At 39.8% G+C, this 21012-nt stretch carries 20 protein-coding genes and 1 other annotated feature; of the genes, 1 reads left to right on the top strand and 19 read right to left on the bottom strand.

The features are described 5' to 3' along the window. Positions 1-114: 114 nt before the first annotated feature. From ileS to FC33_RS06075, 16 genes are all read right to left on the bottom strand, one after another. Positions 115-2910 (bottom strand): isoleucine--tRNA ligase, encoded by a 2796-nt coding sequence (gene ileS / locus FC33_RS06150; protein WP_057827731.1) that lies wholly within the window; start codon positions 2908-2910, stop codon positions 115-117. Positions 2911-2943: 33 nt separating this feature from the next. After that, positions 2944-3156: a binding site (T-box leader), on the bottom strand. Continuing rightward, the gene (locus FC33_RS06145) at positions 3144-3938 is read right to left on the bottom strand and encodes a DivIVA domain-containing protein (RefSeq protein ID WP_057827730.1); all 795 of its coding nucleotides are present in this window, start codon (positions 3936-3938) and stop codon (positions 3144-3146) included. It overlaps the preceding feature by 13 nt. Before the next feature lie 65 nt (positions 3939-4003). Next, positions 4004-4786, bottom strand: coding sequence for a YlmH family RNA-binding protein (locus FC33_RS06140; protein WP_057827729.1), 783 nt, complete (start codon positions 4784-4786; stop codon positions 4004-4006). Positions 4787-4802: 16 nt separating this feature from the next. After that, the gene (locus FC33_RS06135) at positions 4803-5060 is read right to left on the bottom strand and encodes a YggT family protein (RefSeq protein ID WP_057827728.1); all 258 of its coding nucleotides are present in this window, start codon (positions 5058-5060) and stop codon (positions 4803-4805) included. A gap of 14 nt (positions 5061-5074) precedes the next feature. Further along, positions 5075-5506, bottom strand: coding sequence for a cell division protein SepF (locus FC33_RS06130; RefSeq protein WP_057827727.1), 432 nt, complete (start codon positions 5504-5506; stop codon positions 5075-5077). Positions 5507-5524: 18 nt separating this feature from the next. Then, complete coding sequence (gene ftsZ, locus FC33_RS06125; RefSeq protein ID WP_057827726.1) at positions 5525-6766, bottom strand: cell division protein FtsZ; 1242 nt, start codon at positions 6764-6766, stop codon at positions 5525-5527. Positions 6767-6805: 39 nt separating this feature from the next. Next, positions 6806-8176, bottom strand: coding sequence for a cell division protein FtsA (ftsA, locus tag FC33_RS06120; RefSeq protein WP_057827725.1), 1371 nt, complete (start codon positions 8174-8176; stop codon positions 6806-6808). Positions 8177-8302: 126 nt separating this feature from the next. Then, positions 8303-9133 (bottom strand): cell division protein FtsQ/DivIB, encoded by an 831-nt coding sequence (locus FC33_RS06115; RefSeq protein WP_057827724.1) that lies wholly within the window; start codon positions 9131-9133, stop codon positions 8303-8305. 23 nt (positions 9134-9156) lie between these two features. Beyond that, positions 9157-10254 (bottom strand): undecaprenyldiphospho-muramoylpentapeptide beta-N-acetylglucosaminyltransferase, encoded by a 1098-nt coding sequence (murG, locus tag FC33_RS06110; protein ID WP_057827723.1) that lies wholly within the window; start codon positions 10252-10254, stop codon positions 9157-9159. Next, positions 10251-11630: a UDP-N-acetylmuramoyl-L-alanine--D-glutamate ligase gene (gene murD / locus FC33_RS06105; RefSeq protein WP_057827722.1), complete on the bottom strand. Its 1380-nt coding sequence runs from the start codon at positions 11628-11630 to the stop codon at positions 10251-10253. Before murD ends, murG begins: the two co-directional genes overlap by 4 nt. A gap of 24 nt (positions 11631-11654) precedes the next feature. Beyond that, positions 11655-12584, bottom strand: coding sequence for a phospho-N-acetylmuramoyl-pentapeptide-transferase (gene mraY, locus FC33_RS06100; protein ID WP_373863519.1), 930 nt, complete (start codon positions 12582-12584; stop codon positions 11655-11657). 50 nt (positions 12585-12634) lie between these two features. Further along, positions 12635-14785: a penicillin-binding protein gene (locus FC33_RS06095; protein WP_057827720.1), complete on the bottom strand. Its 2151-nt coding sequence runs from the start codon at positions 14783-14785 to the stop codon at positions 12635-12637. Then, positions 14785-15144, bottom strand: coding sequence for a cell division protein FtsL (gene ftsL, locus FC33_RS06090; RefSeq protein ID WP_057827719.1), 360 nt, complete (start codon positions 15142-15144; stop codon positions 14785-14787). Before ftsL ends, FC33_RS06095 begins: the two co-directional genes overlap by 1 nt. A 23-nt stretch (positions 15145-15167) precedes the next feature. Beyond that, positions 15168-16115, bottom strand: coding sequence for a 16S rRNA (cytosine(1402)-N(4))-methyltransferase RsmH (gene rsmH / locus FC33_RS06085; protein WP_057827718.1), 948 nt, complete (start codon positions 16113-16115; stop codon positions 15168-15170). A gap of 8 nt (positions 16116-16123) precedes the next feature. Continuing rightward, positions 16124-16555 carry a division/cell wall cluster transcriptional repressor MraZ gene (mraZ, locus tag FC33_RS06080; RefSeq protein ID WP_057827717.1) on the bottom strand — a complete coding sequence of 144 codons (432 nt, stop codon included), beginning with the start codon at positions 16553-16555 and terminating at the stop codon, positions 16124-16126. A gap of 216 nt (positions 16556-16771) precedes the next feature. Continuing rightward, entirely contained in the window at positions 16772-17134 is a 363-nt protein-coding gene (locus tag FC33_RS06075; protein ID WP_057827716.1) for a DUF3397 family protein, read from the bottom strand. Between the two features lie 142 nt (positions 17135-17276). Between FC33_RS06075 and FC33_RS08310 the strand changes: the two genes are divergently transcribed. Next, a complete protein-coding gene (locus tag FC33_RS08310) occupies positions 17277-17405 on the top strand; it encodes a DUF4044 domain-containing protein (protein ID WP_098040421.1) in 129 nt (42 codons plus the stop codon). A 42-nt stretch (positions 17406-17447) separates the two neighbouring features. Here FC33_RS08310 and FC33_RS06070 read toward each other — a convergent pair whose 3' ends face one another. The 3 genes from FC33_RS06070 to FC33_RS06060 are packed head-to-tail and all read right to left on the bottom strand — an operon-like array spanning position 17448 to position 20960. After that, positions 17448-18161: an aspartate/glutamate racemase family protein gene (locus FC33_RS06070; protein WP_057827715.1), complete on the bottom strand. Its 714-nt coding sequence runs from the start codon at positions 18159-18161 to the stop codon at positions 17448-17450. Between the two features lie 5 nt (positions 18162-18166). Beyond that, entirely contained in the window at positions 18167-19423 is a 1257-nt protein-coding gene (locus FC33_RS06065) for a carboxylate--amine ligase (RefSeq protein ID WP_057827714.1), read from the bottom strand. After that, the gene (locus FC33_RS06060; RefSeq protein ID WP_057827713.1) at positions 19413-20960 is read right to left on the bottom strand and encodes a UDP-N-acetylmuramoyl-L-alanyl-D-glutamate--2,6-diaminopimelate ligase; all 1548 of its coding nucleotides are present in this window, start codon (positions 20958-20960) and stop codon (positions 19413-19415) included. Before FC33_RS06060 ends, FC33_RS06065 begins: the two co-directional genes overlap by 11 nt. Positions 20961-21012 lie beyond the last annotated feature (52 nt).

The raw sequence follows: 21012 nt of genomic DNA, 5'->3' as shown, positions 1-21012 counted from the left end.
CATTCCTCATTTTATCTCACTTTAACTCTAATGATAGCAGAGATATTCCAAAAAATATAGTTCATTAAACGCTAAAAAAGACTAGGCTTAACAGCCCAGTCTTTTTATTCATAATTAATCTTCCAATCCTTCTTCAACTGCTTCAGGGAAGTCATGCCGAATGATTTCAGCACAGTGAGCACAAACTTGTGGTAATTCTTGGTCAGCACCCACATCAGTCTTGATCATCCGACAGCGAGGACAAACTTCACCCGTTGCCTTTTCAATCTTAACCTTTACTTCATCGTAGTCATCTGCATCGGCAGGAGCTTCATCAATTGGAAGAATATCCAATGCTGAAACGATCATTGCTTGACGAATATCAGCATCCAAACTATCCAATTCTTGTTTGATTTCATCAGTGACGTACAACTTGACATGGGCTTCAAACGATTTTCCAATCATCTTATCATCCCGGGCAATTTCAAGTGACTTGTAAACATTTGACCGCACTTTCATGAAGCGGCTCCAGTTTTCGAGTAACTTCTTTTGACCATCATAATAGTTCACTGCCGGCATTTCTGATAATTGAGCAAATTCTTCTGGTTCATGCAAGTATTCCCAGACTTCTTCGGTTGTATGCGGCAAAATTGGAGTTAACAATTTAGCTAACCGAACAACGATGTCATACAAAACAGTTTGCATTGAACGCCGCTTGTGACCATCAGCTTCTTCAATGTAAATAACATCCTTTGCAATATCAAGGTAGAATGCTGATAAGTCAGTGGTGATGAACTTGATGACCTTCTTATAGATATCCATAAAATCATACGTTGCGTAATCATCTAAAATATCCTTTGTAAATTCATTTGCTTGAATTTGCATGTAACGGTCAATGGCTTCAAGATCATCAAATGCAACTTGATTCTTTTCCGGATCAAAGTCCGCAACGTTTGAAAGCAAGAATCTGAAGGTATTCCGAATCTTCCGGTAACTTTCCGCAATTTGTTGGAAACTGCCCATTGAAACGCGAACGTCTGCTGATGTGTCAGCACTCAATACCCATAACCGGATAATTTCAGCCCCCATTTGTTTGATCACGTCATTTGGAACAATTGTGTTTCCAAGTGATTTACTCATCTTGTGCCCTTTGCCATCAAGGGTAAATCCTTGTGAAATAACCTGTTTATATGGTGCCTTCCCTGAAACGGCAACGCTCGTGATCATACTTGAGTTGAACCATCCCCGGTATTGATCTGAGCCTTCAAGAACTAAATCAGCCGGATATGTCAGGTAATCCCGGGAAGCAAGCACGCCTTGGTGGGATGAACCGGAGTCAAACCAAACATCCATGATGTCGGTTTCCTTGGTAAACTTCCCGTTTGGTGAATGTTCACTGGTGAACCCTTCAGGCAAAAGATCCTTCGCATCCTTTTCAAACCAAATATTTGAACCGTGCTTTTCAATCAATTGAGCAACATGTTCGATCGTTTCTGGTGTCATGATTGCTTCGCCATCTTCGGCATAGAAAATCGGTAACGGAACACCCCATACCCGTTGCCGTGAAATTACCCAGTCGCCACGGTCACGGATCATGTTGTGAAGTCGTTTTTGACCCCATTCTGGCATAAACTTAACACTGTCAATTGCGTTCAGAATATCGTCCCGAATCTTATCAACCGATGCAAACCATTGTGGCGTTGCCCGGAAAATGATCGGTTTCTTTGTCCGCCAGTCAAATGGATAACTGTGTTCATAGTCCATTTGCTTGATCAATGTATTTGAAGCTTTTAATTTATCCAATGAGATCTGGTTAGCATCTTCATAAAAGACACCTGCAAAGTCTTCACCGGCTTCATCAGTCAAGTATCCTTTGGCATCAACTGGAGCAAAGACATCTAAGCCGTACTTCATTCCGACATTGTAGTCGTCCTCCCCAAATCCAGGAGCCGTGTGAACTAATCCAGTTCCGGCATCAAGCGTAACGAAGTCGCCAAGCATTACAACTAATTTCCGTTCCGGATCAAATGGATGTTGAGCAAGGATATTTTCCATTTCAGCACCCTTAACGGTCTTCAATGTCTTAACATCTTTCCATCCAAATAATTCCGCATCCTTTGCAAGCAATTCAGTTGCGATAACAAATTTCCGCGGATCATCGTCATGTTGAACAACTGAATATTCATACTTCGCTGAAATTGTGATCCCTTCTGAACCAGGAATTGTCCATGGCGTTGTTGTCCAGACAACCATGTATGTAGCATCATCTAAAACACCTTTACCATCGATAACCTTTTCACCATAAAAGGCCGATGGTGAAGTTACGTCATGATATTCAACTTCGGCTTCGGCTAAAGCTGATTCAGATGACCATGACCAGTAAACTGGCTTCCGGCCCTTATAAATCAAGCCTTTTTCAGCCATCTTACCAAAGACGCGAACTTCTTGAGCTTCAAATTTAGGATCAAGGGTTACGTATGGGTTATCCCATTCAGCGGAAATTCCTAACCGCTTAAAGTCTTGGCGTTGCTTATCAACTTGTTGTAAAGCATATTCCCGGCATTTTTCACGGAAATCAGCAATTGAAAGGGCCTTCCGATCAACCCCTTGCTTCTTCAATTGTTGTTCAATCGGCAATCCATGAGTGTCCCATCCAGGAACATATGGTGCCCGGAAGCCCATCATTGATTTTGAACGCACGATAAAGTCCTTTGAAATCTTGTTCATGGCGTGTCCCATGTGAATGTTTCCGTTCGCATATGGAGGGCCATCGTGCAAAACAAATGACGGTTTGCCTTCATTTAATTTTTGCCGTTTTTCATAAACTTTGTTTTCTTCCCATACCTTTTGTCTTTCAGCTTCTTTAACTGGAAGATTTCCACGCATTGGGAATTTAGTTCTACCCATATTCAAGGTTTTCTTAATTCGCATCGTTTTCTCCTTTCAAAAAAAATAATCCCATCCGCAAGGGACGAGATTATCGTGGTACCACCCAAATTTTAGATTATTAAATCTACTTTAATCACAAATAACGGTGTGAACCGAAAATGCTTACTTTGAATTCAGCATTTCAATCATTGAATGATGGCTTACTTTAAAGTGACTATCAACCTTTCACCATCGTTGACTCGCTTTCAAGTATTTAAAATAAGTCGTGTTTCAAATTAGTTTAAATCATCTGTGTCAGCAAAGTGTTGTCCTTGAAGACCATTGTTTGAATCTTCAGGTTCACCTTGTGGAGTTGGTTCAGTTTCTGTTGTTGAATCGTTGTTATCAGGGAAAACAACAACTGTCTCTGCTTGACCATCATCAGCAGGATTGATTTCAGGAGGATTTGGATCAACTGGTTGGAAGTTAAACTCTTCATCATCTTGGACTGGCTTAATTTCACGTGCAGTTTCTTTATCCAACGTTTCGTCTTGACGAATTGCATCTTGAATTTCTTCATAGCTGCTTGTCTTGCCTTGCTTCAAGATTTCGTCCCATTCGCTGCCCTTAACAACTTCTAATTGAGATTCCATCATTACTTGAAGTTTTTGCCGGAAAATCCGGGCTTGCTTCCGCAAATCATCAGTTTCAATTGCAAGTTTCTTAGCTTTCTTTGAAGCTTCATCAATGATATTCCGTGCCTTTTCATTTGCTTGGTCAATAATATCTTGACCTTGTTTTTGAGCTTCACGGTTAATAATCTCAGCTTCACGTTGTGAGTTTGCCTTAACCTTATCAGCTGCTTCTTGAGCAACAATAATTGATTGATTCAAAGAATCCTTCAAATCATTGAAGTATTTTAATTTTTCTTTATTTTGATCTAAGCTGTCACGAAGTGAATCATTTTCTTTTAACAAAGCTTCATAGTCTTTGATAATCTGATCTAAGAATTCATTAACTTCGTCTTGATCATAACCACGTAATTTTACGTGAAATTCTTTATTATGAATATCCAAGGGGGTCAAAGCCATCCCTATCACCTCCACTATAAGTCATTTTATCATTAAAACAATTGACACGCTATTGTCTAAATGGACTATTTCCGAATAATCGCCATTTCAACTTTTAACTTTCCTTTATGCGTCGTTCCCAAAATTGCATCAAATCGAATACGTCCATAACCGCGGACTGAAATAATGTCGCGAATGTTAATCACATAATCTGGACGATCAACTTCCATCCAATTTACTTGAACTTTGGCATTTTCAATCAGTTCCTTGGCCTTTCCACGTGACAAATGGTAGCTGCTAGCGATGATCCGATCAATTCGTTGCGAACTGATTAGCAAATGGGCTTCTTGCCATGCACTTTCCGGCGTTAACAACTCCGATAATTCTTTCGGCTTAAGCTTCACCTTCGTCCGACCAATTCGGTCAAGCTGACTAACCAGAAATGGCGCAATCTTCTTTTCAACAATCAATTGCCACCGTACTCCATCGGTTATAATATCGCCAAGCACATCCCGTGTAATTCCAGAATGAACAAGCGCACCGAGGATCTGTCCGTGATGTAATGACGCAAACTTAACCGGATAATCAACTTCAAGAACTTGAATTTCAAAATCCTCAGTTTGGGGTTCAAAATACTGCGGGTAAAATAATACCCGTTTTCGATCAGCATTCTGATACCCGCCCTGCGTTGCCATTTGAATCGTCGTATTTTTTCCAATCAACGCCTGAGCAATAAAACGTTCCCGGGGATTTAAAAAATCAGTTAACACCGGTGCGTAATTTAACTCTGCTTCCGAAATTAAAGATGCAACCTGATCAATTGTTGGCCGCTCTTCCTTTCGAAAATGCTGGTAAATTCCATCATTCATTTAAAATTAACCCCAATTATCCAATTAGGATCCGTAAGAGGAAGAAAAGTCCCTGCTCAACTAATTCCAATGCGACTAACGCAATGATTGGTGAAAAATCAATGTTAAAAATCGGTGGAATAAAATGGAAAAGGTTTAAGAACGGACTCACGATCCGGTCTAAAAATATCCCGAACTTCGTTTGCAAAGCGCCCGGGAACCATGACATCAAACAGTACACCACGATTGCCAATGTATAAAGTTGAAATAGGCCATTAATAATTCCTACTAACACTTTCCGACTCCTTACTAAAAGTCTTGAAGCTTAACGGCTTCATTAAGCATTCCTTCAACTGAAAATTCAGACGGAGTGCATAGAAAAATTTGTTCGCCGATTCGTTTGATATCCCCATCAATGGCATACGTCACCCCTGATAAGAAATCAACGATTCGGCGCGATTGTTGGTTGTCCATCCGTTCAAAATTGATAATTGCTGCTTGCCCATTTAAAAGGCGGGATGCAATCTGCTTTGCATCTGAAAACACCCGGGGTTCAAACAACATGATCTTTTTTTGCGAATGATCATTTTTACCTACAATTGACATAATTCGATTTTTTTGATTGCCCTGAGGTCCTTCACTTTCTGTTCTTACCTGTGATGAACCATTATCATAATTATCATATTCCGTTTCATCGTCGTATCCATTAAAAAAATGACTAATCCGATCAGTTAATGACATGACCTCAAGCCTCCTTCATTATTTCCGACGATGACGCAAGAATGGCGGCATATTGTCGTCATCATCTTGATCAAAATTATTATTTGATGAATCTGAACCAAATACGTTAAAGTCTTTCTTTTCAACGTCTTGAAAATTATCCCGTTGGTTTGCTGCATGTGAATTGCCATTCATTTCAGTTGTAATATCCCAATCAGCAAGCGGATCATTACTCCGTGAATTTGATGCTGATTGGTTTGAAACAGCATTCCGGTTATTGTTTAAAATTCCATTTGAAGCTGACTTCTTAACTGCTTTACGCGCATTGCGCTTTTTGTCAATTCCAGTTGCAATTACAGTTACGACGACTTCATCTTCGAGGTTTTCGTTGATTGATGTCCCAAAGATAATATTAACATCGCTTGAAGCGGCATCCGTTACAATTTCTGAAGCTGTTTGGGCTTCAAACAAGCTCAAATCTGGACCACCAGTGATGTTCAACAGCACTTGTTCAGCCCCATCAATTGAAACTTCCAACAATGGTGATGAAATAGCCTTCTTGGTTGCTTCTTCAATTCGGTTTTCACCGTTTGCAGAACCAATTCCCATCAAAGCTGAACCCTTGTCTTTCATAACAGTTGTAACGTCAGCGAAGTCCAAGTTAACGTAACCTGGTGATGTGATCAAATCAGTAATTCCTTGAACACCTTGACGCAAAACGTTATCTGCTTCTTGGAATGCTTGAAGCATTGGCGTCTTTTTATCAACGATTTCTAACAAACGGTTATTGGCAATGATGATCAAAGTATCGACGTGTTCCTTCATCTTTTGAACACCTTCAGCAGCAAACCGTGCACGCTTTGGTCCTTCAAATGAGAATGGACGGGTTACGACCCCAACGGTCAATGCGCCCATTTCCTTGGCAACCTTTGCAATTACTGGAGCAGCACCGGTACCAGTCCCGCCACCCATTCCGGCAGTGACAAAGATCATGTTAGCGCCTTGTAAAGCTTCAGAAATTTGTTCTTCGCTTTCTTCAGCAGCCTTTTCACCGATATCAGGGTTAGCACCTGCACCAAGTCCCTTGGTCAATTTCGGCCCTAATTGAATCTTAGTTTCCGCATTTGAGTTCTTTAATGCTTGAACATCTGTGTTTGCAGCAATAAATTCAACACCTTTAACGTCTTCGGCAATCATCCGGTTAACCGCGTTACCACCAGCACCGCCGACACCGATTACTTTGATGTTCGCCTTGTTGTTTTCATCTACTTCGTAGTCCATTTAGTTCTCCTCCGTTATCCAATCTGTTTCTTAAACTAATTAATCAAAGAAACTGCCAAACCAATCTTTCAAACCTGAAATTGAATGATGCTTCTTTTCAGCTGACTTATTTTGTTTAGCTTGTTTCTCAACTGGTTTAGCCGCTTTCCGCGGTTTTGTTTTCACACTCTTCATGTTAGCCTTCTTAGCGGCCTTCATTGATGGAGCTTGCACTGGTTCTTGATTGACAACCGCATCAATATTGTTCAACGTGCTCTTAACAACCATGTTGATTTCGTTTTGATGAGTCGTATCTTCAATTAAACCAATAACTTGTGAGAATTGTGGTGAACGTAAATTCATTTCTTGAGGATAGAAAATCTTTACCGGAACTTCAAAAATTTCTTGAGCTAATTCAGTTACCCCTTGGAGTGCAGCCATTCCACCTGTCAAAACAACTCCGCCTGGAAGTTGAAAAGCATTGATACTTCCAAGAGATTGTTTGATTTTTTCAAAAATCTGCCGCATCCGGGCTTCAATAATTTCTGAAAGGTATTCTTCGGTAACCATTTCATCCTCTTGTTGACCAACAACTTCAACCGGAATCGAATCCTCGGATGAAGCCATTTCAGCAAGGGCATACCCGTAATTTCGCTTCAATGTTTCGGCATTTTCAAATGACGTATTCAAAACAATTGAAATATCGCGAGTTACGTAGTCACCGCCTTCCTGATCAACATAAGTATACTTTACTTTGTGATCATGAACAACAGCGGCTGTCGTTTGGCCTCCACCAAGGTCAATTAAAACGGCCCCAAAATCCTGTTCAGCATCACTTAATGCATATTCAGAAAGTGCAATCGGAGCAACCACGATGTCTTGAATCTTTAATCCTGCTCGTTGAACACATTTACGAATATTATGTAAAATCGTCTTTGGGCCCGTATACATTACCCCTTGCATCTCTAACCGAACGCCCATCATTCCACGCGGATCTTTGATATTATCAATATCATCAACAAAGAACTCATCTGGAACAATATCGATTACATCGCGTTCTGGCGGCAAGTTTTGAACTAATGCTGCCCGGGTAACTTCGTGAACATCCTCATCTGTAATTTCAGCAGAATTGCCGTCTTGACCGCCAACTGCGATCATGCCCTTGCACCGTTGAATTTGTAACATATTGGCTGGGACCCCAACCGTAACATTATCAATTTCAATGTTTGCTTTTTGTTCTGCTTGTTTAATTGTTTCCTTAATTGTAGCAACAACTTGGTCAATGTCTACAATTACACCACGTGACAAGCCAGCGGAATGTGAACTGCCATAGCCAATAATATTTAATTGGCTTTTCATAAATTCTGCAATTACGACTTTGATCGAAGTTGTTCCGATGTCCAATCCTACATAAATTCCGGAATTTTCCACCTTTTTATCCTCCAATCCAGTTTTTCTTAATTAGTTTCAAGAAAAGTATCTTAATTTAAATTTTACCATACAAATAAACCAATTTACTACCTTTAATCAAGGGTTTCCGAGTTTTTTTCGAAAATATTAATTTTTACCATAAGGATATGAGTATGCTCCGACTTCGAGGTCAACAACACCCGTATAATTCATCTTCGAAACAATGCTTGGATAGTATTGCATTTTCTCTGCAAACGTATCAATTGAAGCAATTACTTGATTACCGTCATTCATATATAATTTGATTTTTCCCGGATCCGCCTTTGTCGGTTCAAGGTGAATTTCCGCAATTCCCTTTTTGACTTTGGCTGGCAACTTATCAAATTGCTTCGTCATCTCAAGAAGGCGATCCTTATTTTTAAAATTATAAAAAATCGGGTAATTTTCTTTCGGATTATTCGATCCATATTTATCGATCATTCCTGAAGACGTCAATTTGTAGTATTTATTGTTTCTTACGACATACCCAATCGTTGGATATTCCTCAACGTTGATTTTCACATGCGTTCCTTGATATTGAATGGTTGCCTTTTTTACAGAAGGAACTTTTTCGTGAATTTGGTTTTCAATCTTCGCGGTTTCAGGCCACACTCCAAACAATGATTCGTAGTAATGCAAGTTACTAGCCTTAACAACCGCCGTACGGGTTGCATCATCATTCGTATTTACTTGAAGTGAAAGGATTCTGCTAAACGGAAGAATGAAAAATAACGATACTGCAAACGTAATTACAAAAACCGCAATCAATGCAATCGTTCCCTTGGCTAACCGTTGTTTTCGTAAACTGTTTGTTCGCGGAAGTTTTTTTACAAAAGAACGGGCCGTCGTTGGGCGGCGATGTCTCTTTGCTTGTTTGCGTTTCTTTTGTGCCTTTTCCCATGGAGTTAACTCGGCATTCGATTTTTTGAGTCTTTTCATCTTGATATCATTATCCCTCAGACTTATTTTTGATTAACCAAATCTTTTAATACATTATACAACCGATCGGCTGCATCCCGCACCCCTGCATCTGAAGCATTCTTCGCCATTTCACTTCGTTGAGCTGAGTCATTCATTAACTGGTCAACGGCATCAGCCAGCTTAGCTCCTGTTAATTCCTTTTCGGTAATCATTTTGGCAGCATTTTTGTTCACCAAACTCATCGCATTTTTAGTCTGATGATCAGCTGTTACATACGGACTTGGAATTAAAATTGAAGGAATTCCCAGTGCCGTAATTTCAGCTAAACTCGTTGCCCCTGCCCGGCCAACGATCAAATCGATTTCCGGAAGAATTTCAGGCATATTACTGATATATGGCTGAATTATCATATTTGATGGAATTTCCTTTTGGGCAGCCCGCTTTTTGATTTCATCATAATGAACCTGCCCCGTTACAAAAAGGACTTGGTAAGGCTGGCCCTTAAACTTTGATGCCGCATCCAAAGTAGCCTGATTAATGCCTTCTGCTCCGCGTGATCCGCCAAAAATCAAAACGGTTGGATAATTATCCTTTAATCCGTATTCCTTTAACCGATTTTTATTTTCCATATGTGCAACTTGTTGTGCCCGTGGATTCCCGGTAAATACAATTTTGTTTTCAGGGAAATTTGAACGAACATCGTCAAAACAAATCGCAACTTTATCAACAAAATGACTTAAAAACTTGTTGGTTACTCCCGCAACACTGTTTTGTTCATGAATAACGGTCGGAATATGCATTTGCGCCGCCGCAAAGACAACCGAACCGCAAACATAACCGCCAGTTCCAACAACAATATCGGGCTTAAATTCTTTAATGATCTTTTTAGATTCATGAATACTCTTTAAGAATAAATAAACCGTCTTAAAGTTTTCCAATGAAAGTGACCGTTTAAATCCTTGAATCTCAATTGTTTTAAAATCAATTCCCGCATCCGGAACGATTCGGCTTTCAAGCCCGCGATTGGTCCCAACATATAAAACCTTCGTTGTTGGATCCTTTTTCTTAGCTTCATCGATCAATGCAAGAGCTGGATAAATGTGTCCTCCAGTTCCACCGCCAGAAACTAATATCCTCATTTTGCTTCCTCCATTTTCTTGATCAAATCTTCGACCGCATCGATATACCGATCACCGCGAACCTCAAACGTTGGCCACTGATCCCAACTTGCACATGCCGGTGACAGTAAAATCACATCGCCAGGTTGGCTTAATTGATATGCTTCCGGAACCGCCGTAACCGCATTTTCAGTCTTGACAATTTCCTTAATGCTGGCTTGCTTCCCGGCGTCAGCCATTAAATCTGCGGTTTCACCAAAAACAACTAATGCCCGCACGTGCTTCTTAAAGTAAGGAACCAGGCGGTCAAACTTAAAACCGCGGTCAAGTCCACCTGCCAATAAGACAACCGGTTGATTGAATCCATCCAATGCTTTTTGGGTCGCTTCGATATCCGTTGCTTTCGAATCGTTATAAAACTTGCGTTCATTAAAGGTTGTAACGTATTGCATCCGGTGACGGACACCTGTGAATTGTTGTAAGACTTCTTTGATGTTTTCTGCTGATTGGCCCATCAACTTGGCAGCAGCAATTGCAGCAAGGGCATTTTCAACATTGTGTGATCCGGGAACCCCGATTTGATCAGCATCAATGATTTTTTCACCCTTAAAGTAAAGCACACCATCTTTTTCATATGCTCCCGCTTCGGTTTGATCCTCGCGTGAAAACGGAACAACGGTTGCTTGAGTATGCTTACTAAATTGCCGGGCCTCTTCATTATCCCAGTTAACAACAAAATAATCATCTGCCGTCTGATTCATTAAGATCCGCATTTTGGCATTTACATAATTTGCGTGTGATCCGTGCCAATCTGTATGGGCTTCATAAATATTAGTCAAAACTGCAATGTGCGGATGTAACGTCTTAATTCCCATCAATTGGAAACTCGATAATTCAGTTACCATCACGTCATCAGCGGTCGCTTGTTGAGCAATTTGAGTCGTCGGAATTCCAATATTTCCGGCTGCGTAAGCCTTGCCCTTTGACCGGTTCCGGTTCAACATTTCCGTAATCATTGTTGTTGTCGTTGTTTTTCCATTAGTTCCGGTAATCCCGATCATGGTTGCATCTAAAACTTGATATGCAAGTTCTGGTTCCGTAATGACTGGAATTTTTTCCTCAATTGCCTTCGCAACTAACGGGTTATCATACGGAACAACTGGATTTTTAACGACCGTCGTTGTTCCATCCAATAACTCAAGCGGGTGACTTCCCGTAACAACCTTCACGCCAATCTTTTTAAGTTCATCAACTTGAGATTGATTTGGCTGATCCGTCTTGTCGTTGACAATTACCTGCGCTCCCAGCTTAACTAAAAGCTTAGCTGAATTTACGCCACTTTTCCCCATTCCGATTACAAGAACTTGTTTATTTTGGTAAGGACTAATGTTTTTCATGACAACTAACTTCTTCCTAATATTTTATAAAATTACCATTACTGAAATCGCAGCAGCAATTAAGCCGACGATCCAAAATACAATATCAATTTGCCATTCATTCCAGCCACACATTTCAAAGTGGTGGTGAATTGGACTCATTTTAAAAATTCGTTTTCCAGTTAACCGGAAAGACGTTACCTGAAGAATTACACTTGCAGTTTCAATTACAAAAATAATTCCGATTACAAGCAACGACAGCTCATGGTGAACTAAAATTGAAACGGCTGCAAGCGCACCCCCAAGGGCAAGTGAACCCATATCACCCATAAAGATTTTTGCTGGTTTGTGGTTAAAGAACAGGAATGCAACTAATGCCCCCATTACAGCAACACAGAAAATCAAAACGCCAAATTGATCTTGGGCCCACGCAATAACTGCATATGCCCCAAAAGCAATAATCGATTGGCCGGCAACTAACCCATCAATACCATCCGTCAAATTAACCGCATTTGAAAAGCCGACTAACCAGAACATGACGAATAAGGCATAAAGAAATCCTAAATGAATTTCATGACCAAAGAAACTAATTGAAAACGGAAAACCTTCAAAATAGTAAACCACCAGAAAAACAATTCCGCCAAGAATCTGACCGGCAAGTTTTTGCCATGGCTTTAATCCTTCGTTTTGTTTCTTCCACAACTTAATTGAATCGTCCCAGAACCCAAGAAAACCATACAGGATCAAGATAAAATCAAGAACTAAAACACTTGGGTTTAAGCATTTGTAAACGAGCGGGACAATAATACCCGTTATCAAAATTACAAAGTTAAAGACAAAGCCCCCCATTGTGGGCGTCCCTGACTTTTTCTCATGCCACTTTGGTCCTTCTTCACGAATCATTTGGCCCTGTTTTTTTCGATGGGCATAATTGATAAACGCCGGTAAAAAGACCGCCGTTAAAATTAAACTCATGCAAAATGGAAATAATAATTTAATGAACGTCATCTCTATTTCTCCTTGTTTTATTGCAATGCAATGTTAACTTGCTGATTCTTCGTTACAACCGTATTTGGTGAAACGCTTTGAGACTTTACAAATCCGGTTCCATCAAAGTGAACCTTAATTCCTAACATGTTTGCAAGGTTGCTTACATCATTCCGTGACCATCCTGTCATATCTGGAATCGTCTTTGCACCATTTGTAACAAGAATGACCTTTGAGCCCTTCATAATTGTTTGACCTGCAGCAACGGATTGCTGGTTGATCTTTACCCCGTTACCACAAACAATTACGTTTGCGCCGGTCTTTTCTAATTCTTGTTTAGCGGTTGCAATACTTAATCCCTTAACGTTTGGAACCTTATTGTTTTGATTTGAACCATTTGAACTGTCATCTTGCAATGCCTGTTTCATCATTGGATTGAAGACCGTTGCAAGGGCCTTAGTTGCAGCCCCTTCATTTCCAAACGTTTGCGGCTGTTGCATCGTAATATACAATACATACTTTGGATCATTCAACGGAGCAACCCCAGCAACGGAGAAGATATAATTCATATCACCAGTAAGGTATCCGCCGCCTTTTGGATTGGCAATTTGAGCTGTCCCGGTTTTAACCCCGACATTATAACCGTTGATTTTGTATGCTTGACCTGTCCCATTTGGATCAGTAATAACATCTTGCATCATTCCTAAAACCTGTTTAACGGTTGATGCCGTTACCGGATGACCAACCACTTTTCGTTTTGAACGGTATACGGTCTTTCCAGTATTCGGATTAACAATCTTCTTAATTAATCGCGGTTGAACCATTTCGCCGTTATTGGCCAGCATTGAAAAGCCTTGCATCATTTGCATGACCGTTACATCAATACTTTGACCATAAGCTGTATTGGCTTGATCGATTGGATACTTGTAACCGATCGCACCGCTTGCTTCAGTTCCTAATCCGGGTCCATTGACGGCTTTTAAGAAACCAAATGATTTCAAATAGCGTAACCAGCGTTTCGCACCCATTTGTTGTTCCAAGTGAGCCATCCCAACGTTCGATGACCGAATGAATGCTTGCCGGTATGTGATTGGTCCCCAACCATTACGGTCCCAATCATAAACATACGCTCCATCAATGTCATATCTTCCTGACATAAAGGTTGCATTTGGATTATAGATTCCGCTGTTAATTGCAGCTGCCATTGAGAAAATCTTCATACATGAACCAGGTTCATATGCCGATTCAGTCAACGTATTCGTCCATGAATTGTTTAACCCGACCCGTGTTTGAGCATTAAACGTTGGGCGTTGAGTTGCCGCAATAATTTCACCCGTTTTAGCATTCATCAAAACTGCATCCATATTCTTTGGATGATATGTTTCTTCGGCCTTGGTCATTAACGTTTCCAAGTAGTTCTGCAAATGACCGTCAAGCGTCGTATAGACGTTATCTCCATTTTTAACCGGACGAGCGACTGCTTTCGTCCACGGCAACTTAGTTCCTTCAATGTCGGTTTGTTCACTTTTAACTCCGTTTCGTCCTGCTAATTCAGAATTATAGTTCTTTTCAATTCCCATAATTCCAAGAAGTTTACCGTTTTCGTTTTCAGCTAATCCAATCAAATGTGAAGCAAATGTTCCATTCGGGTACAGCCGGGCTTCAGAAGGCGTAAAGTCGATTCCGGTAATATGAGCTGCTTGAATTCGCTTTTTCGTTTCAAGCGAAATGTTCTTCCCAGCTGATCCAAGTTCTACCTGGTAGACATCTGGATCTTTTGGTGACAAAATCTTTTTGATCTTTGAGTACGACGTTCCAAGATTTTCGCTTAAAACTTTGGCTGCCTTATCCTTTTCTGAAGCTTTTAAGTAAGCCGGCTTCCCGTCAAATGTCCGGGCTTCCTTTGAAAGGACGACATATACGGAATATGTTGTCGTATCTTCAGCAATTACCTGATTATTTGCATCATAAATCGTTCCCCGTTTAGCCTTGATTTCAGTCCGTTTTGCATACAGCTGTTCCACTTTTTGACGTAAATTAACGCCGTCAGCACGATGAAAAATGCCGACATAAAAAAAGCGGAAGATAATCAATACAAAAACACTGAGAACTATGAAAAAGATCAGTTTTCCAAATTGCTTGCTATCTTCTGTATTTTCTTCTATCTTGCGCTTATTTTGATTATTCATTATTTAGTTACATTCCTTGTATTTTGTTCATTCAATGAAAGGCCATCTTTCTTAGCGATTCCCATTAAACGCGAACGACTTGAAAGTTCACTAATTTCTTGGCGAATATTTGAATTCTTACTGTTGAGCTTTGTTACTTGCGTTGTAACAGCTTGTAAATCGCTTTGCGCCGTATTAACGTGAATTGACGATGAAATCGTAACGCAACCGAGCAATGCTGCCCATCCTAATGAAACACATACGGCTAACCGTTCCCGTCGTTTAAATTTTTTCTTTTGAACATCGAGCGGACCGATTTGTGCCGTCGTTTGTTTCCTAATATTTGAATGATTTGCAATTTTGCGTGCTGTTTCAGCCATCCTATTCACAACCCCGTATTCTCTTATTTTATTCGTTCAATAACGCGCAACTTGGCAGAATGTGCGCGGTGATTTGTTTCAATTTCGCTTTTAGTTGGTAAAATCGGTTTGCGATTAACCAATCGATAATCAACTTCCATTCCTTGAGGAATAACTGGTAATCCTTGTGGTAAATCCGGCAAACTGGTCTTTTCTTTAAACATGCTCTTCACAAGACGATCCTCAAGTGATTGGAAGGTAATTACACTTACTCGACCATCGATATTTAACATTTCAAGGACTTGTTCCAATGAAGTTTCAAGGGCTCCAAGTTCATCATTGACCGCAATTCGTAAAGCTTGAAAAACTCTTTTAGCAGGATGCCCTCCTGTACGGCGTGCCCTGGCCGGAATTCCAGCCTTGATCACTTCAACCAATTCCGTTGTTGTTTGAATCGGTTGAAGCTGCCGCTGTTTTTCAATCTTGCGAGCAATTGACTTTGCAAATTTTTCTTCACCATAACGGGAGAAAATTCGAACAAGATCGTTAAATGACCATTCGTTAACGATCTGTTTCGCAGTTAACGACTGGCTTTGATCCATTCGCATATCCAACGGTGCTTCGAGTTTATAACTAAACCCGCGTTGAGCAACATCAAATTGCGGTGATGAAACTCCAAGATCATAAACTGCCCCATCAATTTTAGAAACGCCCAATTCATTAAGACGTTTCTTAATATTCCGAAAATTATCCTTAACTAATGTAAGTTTCCCACTTTGAAGCTGATTGTCAAGGGCTTTTTGATTATACTCAATCGCCGTTTGATCCTGATCAAAGGAAAATAATCGTCCGTTTTCATTTAGTTGAGATAAAATCTTCCGGGTATGTCCGCCGCCGCCTAAAGTACAGTCAACATAAATCCCATCTGGCTTGACTTTTAAATTTTCAACTGCTTCATTCAGCAAAACCGTCACATGTTTAAATTCAGCCATAATCTCTCCTAAAATTCAAAATCAATCATATTTTCCGCAATCTCATCAAAGTTTTCTTCGGCTTCATCTGTAAATGAGTTCCACCGTTCTTCTGACCAAATTTCAAAGCGATTTGATACACCAACGATCACACATTTCTTTTCTAATCCAGCATGCGAACGTAAAGTTTTCGGAACATTGATTCGTCCTTGCTTATCTAATTCACTTTCAGTTGCAGCTGAATAAAAGAAACGCACAAATGAACGTGCATCACGTTTATTAAGAGGCAATTTTTTCAGTTTTTCTTCAAGAACACGCCATTCGTCCATTGGATATCCGAAAAGACATCCATCTAATCCACGGGTGATTACAAATTTCGAACCAAGCTGATCACGAAATTTTGCAGGGATAATCAACCGTCCTTTTGAATCGATTGAATGCTGAAATTCGCCCATGAACACGTGTCCTCACCACCTTCTAATTACCTTCATTTAACATCTTACCACATTCCCCCACTTTCAACCACTTAGTATTGAACAAAAACCACCTAATAAAAATTAAGTTTTTATTACAATGTTTTTTGACACCGAAACATTGTAAAACTAATATTTTTAGCGGCAAATCTAATTTTTAAATCAATCAAAAAGGCCGGGATGTTATCCCAGCCTTTTTATTCTTTAATTGAAAAACGATACTATTTTAAAAATCAATAACACACAGTATGTTCCCAGAAATAAAATATCAGCGACCCGCCAAAACTTAATTAAAAACTTCTTATATAGGATTTGGCCTTCCATTAATGCATACAAAATCGTCATGATTAATCCATAAGCCGATAATCCACAGATCAAAAACGGAATGATCGACAGTCCCATCACGTCTTGCGAAAGAAAATGAATCGCAATTAATAAGAACAAACTCATCACATCAAGCCGTTTGAAATTTTTTAATTGTTTTCTGAAAAATCTTTTTTTTAAAAGGGTGAGGATTAACCACACCAAAATCAAAATCAATAATTGAACGTACCATTCTTTAATCATTTCATAACCTCATTTAAAAAGAACTCTGCATTCAATTATATAAACTCTGATTATAATTTTCAATTTTAGATTTAACCATGGTTTGACACTCCGAATTATCAACGGTATAGTAACTTGTGTAATTGATATCAAAGGATGATTTATTGTGGCAAAAAAGAAAAAGAAAAAATCAACTTTCCAAAAAATAACCATGGTCGTTGTATGGTTAATGTTGATTTTTACGATCGGTGCGGTTATTTTTGGAGCATTTGGCAGTCTTTTCAACTTTTAAAAGTAATAAAAAAACGGTTTTCAATTGAAAACCGTTTTTTTATTACTTTCCTTTTTGCAGCTTCATTGCCTTTTCAAGCGTCCGTTCAACCAAAACGATTTGACCATCAACGATCGGCATTCCATCAACCGGTTCCCGTTCCTGCGCAAGCGACAATTCAGTACATCCTAAAATTACTACGTCACACTTCCGCTCATTGATCATTGTTTTAACCAATCCGTGGAATAACTGCCGATCAACAAAATCATGTTCCTTAATATCCGTATAAATCAATTCATCGGTTTTGGCCTGGATTGCATCCGTTGGACCAACAAATTCATACCCAGCTTTTTTAATTTCATTCTCATAAACATGATCTGCAATCGTTCCATGAGTTGCTAACAATCCAACCCGTTTGGCTTTCGGATACCTATTTCCAATTTCCTTAACTGCTTCTCGCGGCATATGAAGGATCGGAATTTTCGTTAACTTTTGCAAGTCATCATAGAAATAGTGAGCCGTATTACATGGGATTGCAAAAAATTCTGGATTCAATTTTGCCTGTTGCCGAATGTCTTCAGCTAAATCAGGGTATGGACTTGGTTTCGAATTATCCAAAAGATAAGCTGTCCGATCCGGAATCGTTGCGTGATTCAGTAAAATATAATTGAGATAATCTTGATCGCAACTTGCCGGGATTCGCTTATTTAACTGATGAATAAAGCTTTCCGTTGCCATCGTGCCCATTCCACCAATAATCGTAAAGAACTTCTTCATTCTAATCATCCTTTGTTTTCTTTGAAGTAACGGTTGAAATTCTTAGTGTAAATGTGTTCCATCCACTTTAAGAGTGCCCATCGTTTAATATTCATGTCCTTATCATAACGGTATGTCATGCCATAACGTTTATGGTCGATCAAATCAAGCGCCCGTTCCTTATCACCGTTTTGACGCGCATATTTTTTAAAGACCTTAACGGGAACCCCAAGCCAAAGTTGATGTTTATTAGCATCCTTGTTCCCATATACTGTTTCAGCGTCTGCGAGATCCTTGGTTACGTAATCGCGAACAACCCATTGAGCAAGATTATAACCATTAAGCGTAACAAAGAAACTGCTCCGTCCCTGACGTAAATTGATTTCAAACAATTTATACGTGTTGTCGCGTGAGTCATACTTCATATCAAAGTTTGCGTAGCCGGTAAACTTGATATCTTCCAAGAACTTTTGGAAACGTTGATAAATGTCTTTATTATATTCAGGCAAAATTGCAACGTAATTTCCAATTGCAGATGGTGACGGATCTTCCAATAGTGGGTGGCCTAAACACATCATTTTAACATGGTGATTTTGATCAACATAGGCGTTCAATACCCGCATATTACTATCGTCACCTGGGATAAAGTCTTGTAAAATGAAATCTGATTCATATCCATTCGTATAGGCCTTTTGTAAAATTTCATCTAATTCAGGCCGTGATTTTACCCGATAAGCCTTCTTCCGCCCATCAAAATGAATGTCGACCCATTCAACACTGTTTGATGGCTTTAAAGCCACCGGATAATCAAATGGTTGTTCAATTGGCTCATCACTAGCCCACATTTCCTTTGTAATGACTTTGGTCTTCGGATATGGCAAGTTATATTGATCACAGATTTCATAAAATGATTCTTTTTTATTCAACCGTTTCAACAAGTCAAAATCAATGTACGGACACACAAAAACGTCGCTTAATTCGGCTTTATGTTTTGAAATCAATTCGGCATAACCATCCCCGCAGCCAATTAAAATTACTGGTTCTTGGTGGTCACGGTACCGTTCCTTGATTTTAAGCATTGAATTGATCCATTGGGGATCGTCAGCAAAGCCGTCAATTAACTCTAAGTCAACGATCTTGGTAAAACGGGTCGGAGCTAATTGCTGTTCTGCAAATGCTTTGACTGGCTTGCCCGTTAATTCATAAAATGAGCGTGCCATTCCATATACGTTAAAGTCGCTTCCTAATAAAACTGGTGTAAAATCTGGTAAATTACTGTTCATCTTCTAATCCCTTCACAACATTTTTTGCAACATTTAAATCATTTGGATATGGAGTATCAACTCCATTGATCTTTTGATACTTATCTTCTCCCTTGCCAGCCAGAACAACCACGTCATTCGGTCTTCCCATTTCAATTGCCTTTTTAATTGCCGTTTCCCGATTCATTTCAAAGAAAACTTGAACTCGTTGATGATCAATATAACGATCAATTTCTTGAGCAATCTTCATCGGATCTTCGTATCCCGGGTCATCGCTTGTTAAAATTGCAACGTCTGCCCCTTGACTGATTGCTTTTCCAAAACCTTCGCGCCGTGAAACGCCCTTATTCCCGGTTGAACCCACAACCACGATCAGTCGTTCAACCTTGCGCTGAGCTTTCAGGAATTCGAGCAAGGCATGGAGACTTGCATAGTTATGTGCATAGTCAATATAAACTAATCCGTGGTTCTTAGTTTGAACCATTTCCATTCGACCAGCAACCTTAACGTGCTTTAATCCTTGAACCGCATCCGCTTGCGTTGCATTGCCGAGAACGGACGCAATAATGGCAGCCGTTGCATTGCCTTCATTATAATCTCCCGGAATTGTAATCGAGTAAGTCCCTTCAAGTTGAAGATTATTGGCCTTGGTCGTTAAAGCATGCAATCTAAACTGACTATCAAGCAACGTTTCTTGAAGATTTTCAATTTGGATATCGATTGGATTTCCATCTGGTAAAACCTGACTATCAGTATGCGTAAATGTCAATAACCGGTCTGATTCAACATCTGATTTAGCCGCATAATAGATATCTTTAAAATGTTCTGTATCAACATTTAAGATACAATAATCGGAGTTGGCCAGGATCTGTTCCTTACAAAACAGATAGTCTGCAAATGTCGGATGTTCATTTTCACCAACATGGTCTGGCGAAATATTGAGAAAAATTCCGACATTATAATGAAGCCCATAAACCCGGTTTTTCTTATACGCCTGGGATGAAACTTCCATCACTAAATGCGTCATTCCATTATCAACGGCCCGCCGCATATCGTGAAACAAATCAAGCGATTCCGGAGTCGTCAAATTTGATTTGAATGTATCTTCTGGTTGCTGTCCCACAACCCGGTTCACGGTTGAAAACAAGGCCGTTTTTTGGGCAGTTGTTTGATCTAGAATTCCCTTTGCAAAATAAGAACTGGTCGTTTTTCCCTTTGTTCCCGTAATTCCAATTACAAATAAATCATTTTGCGGGTAGTCATAGAACGCGGCCCCTAAAAGCGCCATTGCCTTTTGAACATCCGTTACGATCAAGAATGAAGTTTGACCGTCATCAACGTACTTTTCTTCAGCAACATAGCCGGATGCCCCGTGATCAATTGCATCTTCAAGATATTCTTTTTTAAAGTTTCCCTTACAAAAGAACAGGGTGTCCTGCTCAACCTGCCGCGAATCATACGTGACATGTTCAAAATTACTTTTTTGACCTGCAAATTGCTCTTTCAGTAAATGGTGTTCTTTCAGTAAAATTTGCGCATCTTCCAAATTAATCGCCATGTTCTCACCTTCACTCAAGTCCACTAACTTCTTGACTTTAATTTTGCCATAA

The organism is Ligilactobacillus aviarius subsp. aviarius DSM 20655, assembly GCF_001436315.1.
Lineage (GTDB): Bacteria > Bacillota > Bacilli > Lactobacillales > Lactobacillaceae > Ligilactobacillus > Ligilactobacillus aviarius.
Note: the sequence above shows the minus strand (reverse complement) of the source record. Positions and strands in the feature narration are given on the sequence as shown.